7 protein-coding genes and 1 tRNA gene are annotated in these 12,286 nt (G+C 58.4%); all 8 read left to right on the forward strand.

Features of this window, described 5'->3' with window-relative positions; genetic code table 11:
- Positions 1-58: 58 nt before the first annotated feature.
- The 8 genes from rpsU (at position 59) to GIW69_RS09505 (ending at position 12,271) form a co-directional block, all read left to right on the forward strand.
- Positions 59-274: a 30S ribosomal protein S21 gene (rpsU, locus tag GIW69_RS09470; protein WP_002551877.1), complete on the forward strand. Its 216-nt coding sequence runs from the start codon at positions 59-61 to the stop codon at positions 272-274.
- A gap of 483 nt (positions 275-757) precedes the next feature.
- Positions 758-2,728, forward strand: coding sequence for a DNA primase (gene dnaG / locus GIW69_RS09475; RefSeq protein WP_236482009.1), 1,971 nt, complete (start codon positions 758-760; stop codon positions 2,726-2,728).
- Between the two features lie 67 nt (positions 2,729-2,795).
- Entirely contained in the window at positions 2,796-4,643 is a 1,848-nt protein-coding gene (gene rpoD, locus GIW69_RS09480; protein WP_236482010.1) for an RNA polymerase sigma factor RpoD, read from the forward strand.
- A 124-nt stretch (positions 4,644-4,767) separates the two neighbouring features.
- The gene (locus GIW69_RS09485; protein ID WP_236482012.1) at positions 4,768-8,514 is read left to right on the forward strand and encodes an EAL domain-containing protein; all 3,747 of its coding nucleotides are present in this window, start codon (positions 4,768-4,770) and stop codon (positions 8,512-8,514) included.
- A 15-nt stretch (positions 8,515-8,529) separates the two neighbouring features.
- Positions 8,530-8,606, forward strand: a tRNA-Ile gene (locus GIW69_RS09490).
- Between the two features lie 491 nt (positions 8,607-9,097).
- On the forward strand, positions 9,098-9,559 hold the full coding sequence (locus tag GIW69_RS09495) for an Lrp/AsnC family transcriptional regulator (RefSeq protein ID WP_027610706.1): 462 nt from the start codon (positions 9,098-9,100) through the stop codon (positions 9,557-9,559).
- A 223-nt stretch (positions 9,560-9,782) separates the two neighbouring features.
- On the forward strand, positions 9,783-11,465 hold the full coding sequence (locus GIW69_RS09500; protein WP_236482014.1) for an NAD(P)/FAD-dependent oxidoreductase: 1,683 nt from the start codon (positions 9,783-9,785) through the stop codon (positions 11,463-11,465).
- Positions 11,466-11,476: 11 nt separating this feature from the next.
- Positions 11,477-12,271 carry a carbon-nitrogen hydrolase family protein gene (locus GIW69_RS09505; RefSeq protein WP_236482015.1) on the forward strand — a complete coding sequence of 265 codons (795 nt, stop codon included), beginning with the start codon at positions 11,477-11,479 and terminating at the stop codon, positions 12,269-12,271.
- The last annotated feature ends 15 nt before the right edge of the window (positions 12,272-12,286 follow it).

Genomic DNA, 12,286 nt, shown 5'->3' on the forward strand with positions numbered 1-12,286 from the left:
CAAGTGCTCTTTTGCCTGCGAGGATGTTGACCCCGGTAATGAATGAAGGTAGCTCTGGATGCCAGCCGTCAAAGTTAAAGAGAACGAACCCTTCGACGTAGCTCTGCGTCGTTTCAAGCGCTCCTGCGAAAAAGCCGGTGTACTGGCTGAAGTTCGTAGCCGCGAATTTTACGAGAAGCCAACTTCTGAGCGTAAGCGTAAAGCAGCAGCCGCTGTTAAGCGTCACGCCAAGAAAGTTCAGCGCGAACAGCGCCGCGCCGTTCGTCTGTACTAATACACAGACGTTCGTAGCAAGCTTCTGCCAAGCCCGGCCCTCAGCCGGGCTAATGGCATTTGCGTAAAACGCTTGATGCTTCACCGTCGACGCCGCCGATGCGACCGAGACAAACCCGCTTCACCGCGTCAGGCCTGGCTCTTTTGCCAGCGGTGCACGTCTTTTCTGACGAGCCTTTCAAGGCTACTGACGAGCACACCCACTGATTCCTCTTACGACGATCAGCCCAAGGCACCTGCATGCGTGCCCGCTTCATTGAGCTATCCGAGGCCCTCAACCGGCCGTCAGCGGACTCAGCGCAACACTTTCAAATAGTCGAAGACTGATTGCTACTAACGTCAGTGGATTTTCGGCAGATACACTTCCCGACAGCGACTTCGCAGACGACACCGGTCGAGCCGCATTTTTGCGCGCCTCACACAGCGACCCACGTCCGACAAACTTCGCATCGGATCCATTTGCAGCGCAGACAACGAGAACGCCATGGCCGGGCTAATTCCCCAGAGCTTCATTGACGACCTGCTGAACCGCACCGACATCGTCGACGTGGTCAGCTCGCGCGTGCAATTGAAGAAGGCCGGCAAGAACTACACCGCCTGTTGTCCGTTCCATAAAGAGAAAACACCGTCCTTCAGCGTCAGTCCCGACAAGCAATTCTATTACTGCTTCGGCTGCGGCGCTGGCGGCAATGCCCTCGGCTTTCTCATGGATCACGACAACCTGGATTTCCCCCAGGCTGTCGAGGATCTGGCGAAAGCCGCCGGCATGGAAATCCCCCGCGAGGAAAGCGGGCGGGCGCATAAACCGCGCCAGCCGACCGATTCGCCGCTGTACCCGCTGCTCACCGCCGCCGCCGACTTCTACAAGCAGTCACTCAAGAGTCATCCCGCGCGCAAAGCCGCCGTTGATTATCTCAAGGGCCGCGGCCTGACCGGCGAAATCGCCCGGGACTTCGGTCTCGGTTTTGCGCCGCCGGGCTGGGACAATCTGTTCAAGCACCTGAGCAGCGACACCCTGCAACAAAAAGCCATGATCGACGCTGGCCTGCTGATCGAGAACCCCGAAACCGGCAAACGCTATGACCGCTTCCGCGATCGTGTGATGTTCCCGATTCGTGACACACGCGGACGCATTATCGCTTTCGGCGGTCGCGTACTCGGGGACGACAAACCGAAATACCTGAACTCGCCGGAAACACCGGTCTTCCATAAAGGCCAGGAACTCTACGGTCTATACGAAGCACGCAAGAACAACCGCAACCTCGACGAAATCATCGTGGTCGAAGGCTACATGGATGTCATCGCCCTCGCCCAGCAAGGCTTGCGCAATGCCGTCGCGACGCTGGGTACAGCGACCAGCGAAGAACACCTCAAGCGCCTGTTCCGCGTCGTGCCGAACGTGCTGTTCTGTTTCGATGGCGACCAGGCTGGCCGCAACGCCGCCTGGCGTGCGCTAGAAGCCACACTGCCCTGCCTGCAGGACGGTCGCCGCGCACGCTTTTTGTTTCTGCCTGAGGGCGAGGATCCGGACACGCTGATTCGCGCTGAAGGCACTGATGCTTTCCGTGCCCGGATCAATCAGCATGCGCAGCCGCTGGCGGATTATTTTTTCCAGCAACTGACTGAAGAATCCGATCCACGATCGCTTGAGGGCAAGGCACACATGGCCACCCTCGCCGCACCGCTGATCGACAAAGTGCCGGGTGCCAATCTGCGCATTCTGATGCGCCAGCGATTGACCGAAATTACTGGATTAAGCAGTGAAACCGTCAGCCAACTGGCCCAAAGTGCACCGCAGGAAGCGCCGCCCGCCTACGACCCGGGCATCAACTACGACGCAATGCCGGACTTCAGCGACTACCATCAGCCGCAGGCGCAGGCGCAGGATATGTATGCGCCGCAGCAAGAGTGGACGCCGAAGAAACCCGGCGCCGGCGGCAAGAAATGGGACAAAAAAACCTGGGACAAGAACGGCAGGCGCGGTGATCGCGATCAACCGCAACGCCAGCGCACGCCGATTGGCGTCGAATCGCCGACCCTGACCGCCCTGCGCACCTTGCTTCATCACCCGCAATTGGCTGAACGCGTCGAAGACGCCGGGCACATTGCGGACGAGAATCAGACCAACGCACAGCTGCTTGTAGCCCTGCTCGAAGCCGTACAGAAGAATCCCAAGCTAAACTCATTTCAGTTGATCGCGCGATGGCACGGCACTGAACAGGGACGCTTGCTCAAGGCTTTGGCAGAAAAGGAATGGCTGATTGTAGGAGAAAACCTTGAACAACAGTTTTTCGACACCATTACTAGCTTGTCAGCCCGCCAACGCGAGCGAAATCTTGAACAATTGCTCAGGAAAGCCCGACAAGGCGACCTGAGCAACGAAGAGAAAAATCAACTGCGCGACCTTCTAAGTCGCAATGTTTCCGCATCAAACCCGACCTCAACTGGCGCGTGAGGTCATAGCTCAGGTATAATCCTCGGCTTGTTTTTTGCCCGCCAAGACCTTCAGTGGATAGGGTGTTATGTCCGGAAAAGCGCAACAGCAGTCTCGTATTATTGAGTTGATCAAACTGGGTCGTGAGCAGAAGTATCTGACTTACGCCGAGGTCAACGACCACCTGCCCGAGGATATTTCAGATCCTGAGCAGGTGGAAGACATCATCCGCATGATTAACGACATGGGGATCCCCGTACACGAGAGTGCTCCGGATGCGGACGCCCTTATGTTGGCCGACGCCGATACCGACGAGGCCGCTGCGGAAGAAGCAGCCGCCGCGTTGGCAGCGGTGGAGACCGATATCGGTCGCACCACTGACCCGGTGCGCATGTACATGCGTGAAATGGGTACGGTCGAGCTTCTGACTCGTGAAGGCGAAATCGAAATCGCCAAGCGGATCGAAGAGGGCATTCGTGAAGTGATGAGCGCAATTGCGCACTTCCCAGGCACGGTTGACCACATTCTCTCCGAGTACACCCGCGTCACCACCGAAGGGGGTCGTCTGTCCGACGTCCTCAGCGGTTACATCGATCCGGACGACGGCATTGCGCCGCCGGCCGCCGAAGTGCCGCCACCGGTTGATCCGAAAGCCGCGAAAGCGGATGACGATTCCGAAGACGATGACGCCGAATCTTCCGATGACGAAGAAGAAGCCGAAAGCGGTCCGGATCCGGTCATTGCTGCCCAGCGTTTCGGGGCAGTCGCGGATCAGATGGAAATTGCCCGCAAGGCTCTGAAAAAGCACGGTCGCGGCAACAAGGCAAGCATTGCCGAATTGTTGGTTCTGGCCGAGCTGTTCATGCCGATCAAACTGGTGCCGAAGCAATTCGAAGCCTTGGTCGAGCGTGTTCGCAGTGCCCTGGATCGTCTGCGTCAGCAAGAGCGCGCGATCATGCAACTGTGCGTACGTGATGCACGTATGCCGCGCGCCGATTTCCTGCGACAGTTCCCGGGTAACGAAGTCGACGAAAGCTGGTCCGACGCCTTGGCCAAAGGCAAGAGCAAGTACGCCGAAGCCATTGGTCGCGTGCAACCGGACATCATCCGTTGCCAGCAGAAGCTGATCGCGCTGGAGACTGAGACCGGTTTGACCATCGCCGAGATCAAGGACATCAACCGTCGCATGTCGATCGGTGAGGCCAAGGCCCGCCGCGCGAAGAAAGAGATGGTTGAAGCGAACTTGCGTCTGGTGATCTCGATCGCCAAGAAGTACACCAACCGTGGCCTGCAATTCCTTGATCTGATCCAGGAAGGCAACATCGGCCTCATGAAGGCGGTGGACAAGTTCGAATACCGTCGTGGTTACAAGTTCTCGACTTATGCCACCTGGTGGATCCGTCAGGCGATCACTCGCTCGATCGCCGACCAGGCCCGCACCATCCGTATTCCGGTGCACATGATCGAGACGATCAACAAGCTCAACCGTATTTCCCGCCAGATGTTGCAGGAAATGGGTCGCGAACCGACCCCGGAAGAGCTGGGTGAACGCATGGAAATGCCTGAGGACAAGATCCGCAAGGTATTGAAGATCGCCAAAGAGCCGATCTCCATGGAGACGCCGATCGGTGATGACGAAGACTCCCATCTGGGTGACTTCATCGAAGACTCGACCATGCAGTCGCCAATCGATGTCGCCACTGTTGAGAGCCTGAAAGAAGCGACTCGCGAAGTACTGTCGGGCCTTACTGCCCGTGAAGCCAAAGTACTGCGCATGCGTTTCGGTATCGACATGAACACCGACCACACACTCGAAGAAGTGGGCAAACAGTTCGACGTAACGCGTGAGCGGATCCGTCAAATTGAAGCCAAGGCGCTGCGCAAGCTGCGCCACCCGACGCGAAGCGAGCATTTGCGCTCCTTCCTCGACGAGTGATACCAGAACCCCCGGCCCAGGCCGGGGGTTTTGTTTTTATGGCAGATTAAATTCCCCGCTCCACCCTCCCCCGCGCTTTGCCCGTCTACACTCGAACCATTCCCCGAGCCATAACGAGACCGTTATGCCCAGACTGCCGACCGTGCTTTTTTTGCTGTCGCTGATGACCTGGACCGCAACGGCTGGCGCGCTGACTCTAACTGACGAAGAACGTAGCTGGTTGGCGGCCCACCCTGACTTGCGCCTGGGTGTCGATGCGTCGTGGCCGCCGTTCGAATTCCGCGACGACCAGAGCCGTTATCAGGGGCTGGCAGCCGATTACATCGACGTGATCCGCCAACGTCTGGCGATCAAGCTGACGCCCATCGAACCGGTGAGCTGGACGGTGGTGCTCGATCAGGTAAAGGCCGGAAAAATCGACCTGTTGCCCGGCATCATGTCCACGCCGGAACGCCAGTCGTACCTTTCATTCACTCGTCCGTACCTGGACTTTCCGATTGTCATCCTCGCTCATGTCGGCGGCCCTCAACCGCGCAAACTGGACGACCTCTACGGTTTGAAAATCGCAGTGGTCGAGAACTATGCTCCTCACGAATTGCTGCGTACTCAACACCCGGATCTCAATCTGGTTGCCATGCCCAACGTCAGTTCGGCGCTGCAAGCGCTGGCAACCGACCAGGTTGACGCCGTCGTCGGCGATCTCGCGTCCAGTGTCTGGAGCCTGCGGCAACTCAAGCTTGATGGGTTGTATGTCAGCGGCGAAACCCCGTATCGCTATCAACTGGCGATGGGCGTGCCCCGGGACAACAAAATACTGGTGAGCATTCTGGACAAAGTCCTCGCCGATATGACCCCGGACGAAATCAGCAGCATTCAGGAACACTGGGTAGGCAACGTCCTTGATCACCGCACGTTCTGGTCGGATCTGCTGATTTACGGTTTGCCGGGCCTGTTGCTGCTGATGCTCGTGCTGGCGGTGGTCATCCGCATCAATCGCCGGCTCAGCTCGGAAATAGCCCGACGCGTCGATCTTGAACAGGAATTGCGCAGCAGCGAATACCACTATCGCGGGCTGGTGGAGAGCTTGTCGGCCATTGCCTGGGAAGCGCGTATGAGCGACTACACCTACAGCTATGTGTCGCCCCACGCCGAGGAATTGCTCGGGTATCCATTGTCCCATTGGCTGATTCCGGGCTTCTGGCGCAACATCATTCACCCGGCGGATCTGACCCGAGCCCAGAGCTTTTGCGACCACGAAACACTGGCCGGACGCGACCACAGTCTCGATTATCGGGTAATCACTGCCGATGGCCGCTGCTTGTGGGTGCGCGACATTGTCAGCCTGATCGAACATGGCCATGAGCCGGTGATGCGCGGCCTGATGATCGACATCAGTGAAGCCAAACGCACCGAGGAGGCGCTGCGCCAGTCGGAACAGAAATTTGCCTCGGTCTTCCAGCAATGCCCGGATATTCTGGTGATTGCACGCCTGTCCGATGGCTGCCTGCTCGAGGTAAATGAAGCGTTCGAGGAGCAAATCGGGCTGAAAGCCGAAGACGTCATTGGCCAGACCGCCACCGACCTCAACATCTGGGGCGTTCCCAGCGTCGGGCCCGGCCTGTTGCAACGTCTGCAAGCCGGCAGTATTCGCAACCTGGAGATGCCTTTTCGCCGCAACAACGGCCAAGTGTTTACCGGCCTGATCTCCGCCGAGCCGTTCGACCTCGACACTATACCGGCGCTGGTCGTCGTGGTTCGCGACATCACTCAACTCAAAGAAACCCAGCAACAACTGCAAACGTCTGAAGAAAAATTCGCCAAGGCTTTCCATGCCTCGCCTGACGGCTTGCTGCTATCTCGCCAACGTGACGGTTTGCTGCTGGAAGTCAACGAAGGCTTCAGCCGCATTACCGGGTTCAACAGCGCAATGTCGGTGGATCGCTCGGCGCTGGATCTGGGCATCTGGGTCAACCTCAACGAACGCAAACACATGCTCGACTTGCTGCATCGCGATGGTTTCGTCCGCGACTACAGCTGCCACATCCGCCGCAGCGATGGGCAGATCCGTCTCTGTGAAGTGTCTGCACGACCGCTGCCGATCGGCGATGAAGATTGCATGCTGACGATTGCCCGGGATATCACCGAGCGCCATTTGATGCAGGAAAAACTGCAACAAGCCGCCACGGTGTTCGAAAGCACCGCCGAAGGCGTGTTAATCACCGACACCCAACAACACATCAGCGCGGTCAATCGTGCGTTTACCGAGATCACCGGTTACAGCGAAAGCGAAGCGCTCGGCCACACACCACGCCTGCTCGCCTCGGGTCTGCATGACAGCGCGTTTTACGCGGCAATGTGGCATCAGCTGACGGATGAAGGTCATTGGCAGGGTGAGATTTCCAACCGGCGTAAGAACGGCGAGCTGTACCCAAGCTGGCTGACCATCAGCGCCGTGCGAAACCGCGACAAATTCATCACCCACTTCGTCGCGGTGTTCGCCGATATTTCCAGCCTTAAACATGCCCAGGCCAAACTCGATTATCAGGCGCACCACGACCCCCTCACCGGGCTGCCAAACCGGACGCTGTTCGAGAGTCGCTTACACATGGCGCTGAACAATCAGCAGGAAAACGGCGGCCAGGGCGCAGTGCTTTTTCTAGACCTCGACCGTTTCAAACACATCAACGACAGCCTCGGCCACCCGGTCGGCGACCTACTGCTCAAAGGCATCGCCGTGCGCCTCAAGGAGCAACTGCGCGATATCGACACCGTCGCGCGCCTGGGCGGGGACGAATTCATCATTCTATTGCCCGGTTTGCAGCAACCCAGCGACGCTGACAACATCGCGACCAAGCTGCTTAACTGCTTCGGCGCACCGTTTCAGGCCGGTGAGCACGAGTTCTTCATCAGCGCCAGCATCGGCTCCAGCCTTTATCCACGCGACGGAAGCGATGTCGCCACGCTGGTCAAAAACGCCGACGCGGCGATGTATCGCTCCAAGGCCAAGGGCCGCAATCGCGTCGAGAGCTACACCCGCGACCTCACTGCCCAGGCCAGCGAACGCGTAGCACTGGAGCATGAGCTGCGGCGAGCTATCGAGCGCAACGAACTGCATCTTTGCTATCAGCCAAAAATCAGCCTCGACGACCATCGTCTGGTCGGCGCCGAAGCACTGATTCGCTGGCGCCACCCGACCTTCGGTGAAGTACCGCCAGAGCACTTCATTCCGCTGGCTGAAGAGAACGGCATGATCCTGCAGATCGGTGACTGGGTGCTCGAAACCGCTTGCCGGCAAATGTTCGAGTGGAACCAGATCTACGACAGTCTGGGCCCACTGTCGGTCAACCTCGCCGGGGCGCAACTGCGCCAGCCGAACCTGCTTGGTCGCATCGAGCAACTGCTCAAGGACAACGGTCTGGAGCCGGATTTACTGCAACTGGAAATTACCGAAAACTTCATCATGAGCCAGGCGGAAGAAGCGCTGGCGGTGCTGCATCAGCTCAAACACCTGGGCGTGCAACTGGCCATCGATGACTTCGGCACCGGCTATTCCTCGCTCAGTTACCTCAAACGGCTGCCGCTGGACATCCTCAAGATTGACCAGTCTTTCGTCCGCGGTTTGCCCGACGACCCCCATGACGCGGCGATTGTCCGTGCCATCATCGCGCTGGGCCGCAGCATGCAATTCACCGTCATCGCCGAAGGTGTGGAAACCGAAGCCCAGCAGCAATTTCTCGCCGCCGAGGGCTGCGAACAGATCCAGGGCTACATCGTCAGCCTGCCACTGCCAGCAGAAGAATTCGCCGCGACGTTTCTTCGTATAGCGGTTTCAGACTTTTCGGATAGCACAGCCGAGAAACCGTCGTTATAATCCGCGACCTACTGAGGGCCTATAGCTCAGTTGGTTAGAGCAGAGGACTCATAATCCTTTGGTCCACGGTTCAAGTCCGTGTGGGCCCACCACTTTGAAAGCCGCGCATTGCGCGGCTTTCGCGTTTCTGTAGACCTGATTGGCTTTAGTTTTTCCGGCATCGAGACGCTAAATGTCCACAAAGTGTCCACCCTGAATTTTCAGCGGATCAGTTTTGTGTGCCCGCGAATCACCTAGCGCTCATAAATGCCCGCGTCCTCCATTGCCCACGGGGCATCGCTCTTCTTCCTTGATTCGGTTTCACCGTCGGCCAAACGCCCGCCCGTATCCAACAGTAAAAACCTGAAGATGTAAGACGCGTCCGAAATTAGTATCGGACGGGAAGCCAACGATCCGCACAGGGATCCGGAGCGCATCGCAGGTGATGATTCATGCGTTAATCTTGCCCGGGCGCGGCCCATTTAACGACTGCGTATGAACGTCCGTGATTTTTATGCGTAAACGCCAGCGAGATTACAGCCAAGACAACACCACGCAACTCTGTAACATGCGACGCCACCAACCCGCGCCACTGGAGCCGCCCTTGCCCGACACTCGCCCACCCGCGCTCGATGAAATCGACCGCCAGTTGATCGCCGCCCTGCAAATCAATGCCCGCGAAAGTGTGGCGATGCTCGCCCGGCAACTGGGCATCGCGCGCACCACCGTGACATCGCGGCTCGCGCGGCTGGAGAGAGCCAAAGTAATCACCGGTTACGGCGTGCGCCTCGGCCAGCGTGTGGTCGATGGCGGTTTGCAAGCGTATGTCGGGATCAAGGTGCAGCCGCGTTCCGGCAAAGAGGTGTTGCGCCGGTTGAGTGCGATGGCGCAGGTGCAGCAGCTGTGTGCGGTGAGTGGCGAATTCGATTACGTGGCGTGGTTGCGTACGGATTCGCCGGAGCAACTGGATCAGTTGCTGGATCAGATCGGCAGTGTGGATGGAGTGGAGAAGACCACGACGTCTATTATTTTGAGTAGCAAGATTGACCGGGGGCAGCCGGTCTGATCTTTTCCGGCTGATATTTCTTGATTGAGTAACAGCGCCTCTTCGCGAGCCGGCCGCTCCTATAGAGGTCGGTGTGTAGCTTTGCATCGTCACATTGACTTGATAAATAGCAAAACGACGACACTTTGCGTCTTATTAACGTGCACCGGGCTCCCTAGAATGGCTGGCATCTTTTCCTATACTCAGACGCGCATCCCGCTTCGAGTCGCCAGTAAGGTCAGTCATGAACAAGAACAATCGCCACCCGGCAGACGGTAAAAAACCAGTCACGGTTTTCGGCCCGGACTTTCCATTTGCCTTTGACGACTGGATCGAACACCCGGCCGGTCTCGGCAGTATTCCCGAGCACAATCATGGCGCCGAAGTGGCGATTGTCGGCGCGGGCATCGCCGGGCTCGTGGCGGCTTACGAACTGATGAAGCTCGGCCTTAAACCGGTGGTTTACGAAGCATCGAAGATGGGTGGACGCTTGCGCTCGCAGGCGTTTAACGGCACCGACGGCATCGTCGCCGAACTGGGCGGCATGCGTTTCCCGGTGTCTTCCACCGCGTTCTATCACTACGTCGATAAACTCGGTCTGGAAACGAAACCCTTCCCGAACCCGCTGACGCCGGCCTCCGGCAGCACCGTGATCGACCTCGAAGGCAAAACCCATTACGCACAGAAACTGGCGGATCTTCCTGCACTGTTCCAGGAAGTGGCTGACGCTTGGGCGGATGCGCTGGAGGCCGGTTCCCAGTTCTCCGATATCCAGCAAGCCATTCGCGAGCGCGATGTGCCGCGCCTCAAGGAGTTGTGGAACACCTTGGTGCCGCTGTGGGACGACCGCACGTTCTACGATTTCGTTGCCACGTCCAAGGCCTTCGCCAAATTGTCGTTCCATCACCGCGAAGTCTTCGGTCAGGTCGGTTTTGGCACCGGTGGCTGGGATTCGGACTTTCCCAACTCGATGCTGGAAATCTTCCGTGTCGTGATGACCAACTGCGACGATCACCAGCATCTGGTGGTCGGCGGCGTTGAACAGGTTCCACAAGGCATCTGGCGTCATGTGCCGGAGCGCTGCGTGCACTGGCCACAAGGCACCAGCCTGAAGTCGCTGCACCGGGGCGCGCCACGTTCCGGCGTGAAGAAAATCGCCCACGCTCCGGACGGCCGTTTCGCCGTGACCGACAACAACGGTGACACCCGCGAATACGCCGCCGTACTGACCACGTGCCAGAGCTGGTTGCTGACCACGCAGATCGAATGCGACGAAACCCTGTTCTCGCAAAAGATGTGGATGGCCCTCGACCGCACCCGCTATATGCAGTCGTCGAAGACCTTCGTGATGGTCGATCGGCCGTTCTGGAAGGACAAGGATCCTGAAACCGGCCGTGACCTCATGAGCATGACCCTTACCGATCGCCTGACCCGCGGCACCTACCTGTTCGACAACGGTGACGACAAACCCGGCGTGATCTGTCTGTCGTACTCGTGGATGAGCGACGCGCTGAAGATGCTTCCGCACCCGGTGGAGAAACGCGTGAAACTGGCGCTGGACGCGCTGAAGAAGATTTACCCGAAAGTCGACATCGCCGCCCGCATCATCGGCGATCCGATTACCGTGTCATGGGAAGCCGATCCACACTTCCTTGGTGCCTTCAAAGGCGCCCTGCCCGGTCACTATCGCTACAACCAGCGCATGTATGCGCACTTCATGCAGGACGAGATGCCCGCCGAGCAACGCGGGATTTTCATCGCTGGCGATGACGTATCGTGGACGCCGGCGTGGGTCGAAGGCGCGGTGCAAACATCGCTCAATGCAGTGTGGGGGATCATGAAACATTTCGGCGGTGTTACACATAAAGAGAACCCGGGCCCCGGTGATGTGTTCAAAGACATCGGCCCTATCGCCCTGCCCGAGTAAGAGGAATCCCGATGCGTGTAGCCCTTTACCAATGTCCGCCGTTGGCACTTGATCCTGCCGCCAACCTTCATCGCTTGCATCAGCTGGCCATGGAGGCTCACGGCGCCGACTTGCTCGTGTTACCGGAGATGTTCATGACCGGCTACAACATTGGCGCCGAGGCCGTGAGCACGCTGGCCGAGGTCTATAACGGTGAATGGGCGCAGCAGATTGGCCGGATCGCCAAAGCGGCCGGGATGGCGATTTTGTATGGCTACCCCGAGCGCACCGCCGATGGGCAGATTTACAACGCCGTGCAGTTGATCGACGCGCATGGCGAGCGTCTGTGCAATTACCGCAAGACGCATCTGTTCGGCGATCTCGACCGGGCGATGTTCAGCCCGGGCGACGATGATTTCCCCCTTGTCGAGCTCAACGGCTGGAAGCTCGGTTTCCTGATTTGCTATGACCTGGAGTTCCCGGAGAACGCCCGTCGTCTGGCGCTGGCAGGTGCCGAGCTGATTCTGGTGCCGACGGCCAACATGATTCCCTTTGAGTTCATCGCCGACGTTACTGTCCGCTCCCGCGCCTTTGAAAACCAGTGCTACGTGGCGTATGCCAACTATTGCGGCAGCGAAGACGATATCCATTATTGCGGCCAAAGCAGCATCGCCGCGCCGGATGGCAGCCGAATCGCCCAGGCCGGTCTGGATGAAGCCTTGATCGTCGGTGAACTGGATCGTCAGTTGATGAACGACTCCCGCGCGGCCAACCGTTACCTGCAAGACCGCCGCCCGCAGCTTTACGGCGCGCTGAACAAGCGCTAATCCGCTAGCATTGGC

This window comes from Pseudomonas syringae (genome assembly GCF_021605415.1).
Classification (GTDB): Bacteria; Pseudomonadota; Gammaproteobacteria; order Pseudomonadales; family Pseudomonadaceae; genus Aquipseudomonas; species Aquipseudomonas syringae_S.

Bases quoted from the DNA above. Each gene is read 5' to 3' on its own strand.
- GIW69_RS09500 (WP_236482014.1), top strand. From the start codon at position 9,783: ATGAACAAGAACAATCGCCACCCGGCAGACGGTAAAAAACCAGTCACG.
- rpoD (WP_236482010.1), top strand. From the start codon at position 2,796: ATGTCCGGAAAAGCGCAACAGCAGTCTCGTATTATTGAGTTGATCAAA.
- rpsU (WP_002551877.1), top strand. From the start codon at position 59: ATGCCAGCCGTCAAAGTTAAAGAGAACGAACCCTTCGACGTAGCTCTG.
- GIW69_RS09485 (WP_236482012.1), top strand. From the start codon at position 4,768: ATGCCCAGACTGCCGACCGTGCTTTTTTTGCTGTCGCTGATGACCTGG.
- dnaG (WP_236482009.1), top strand. From the start codon at position 758: ATGGCCGGGCTAATTCCCCAGAGCTTCATTGACGACCTGCTGAACCGC.
- GIW69_RS09505 (WP_236482015.1), top strand. From the start codon at position 11,477: ATGCGTGTAGCCCTTTACCAATGTCCGCCGTTGGCACTTGATCCTGCC.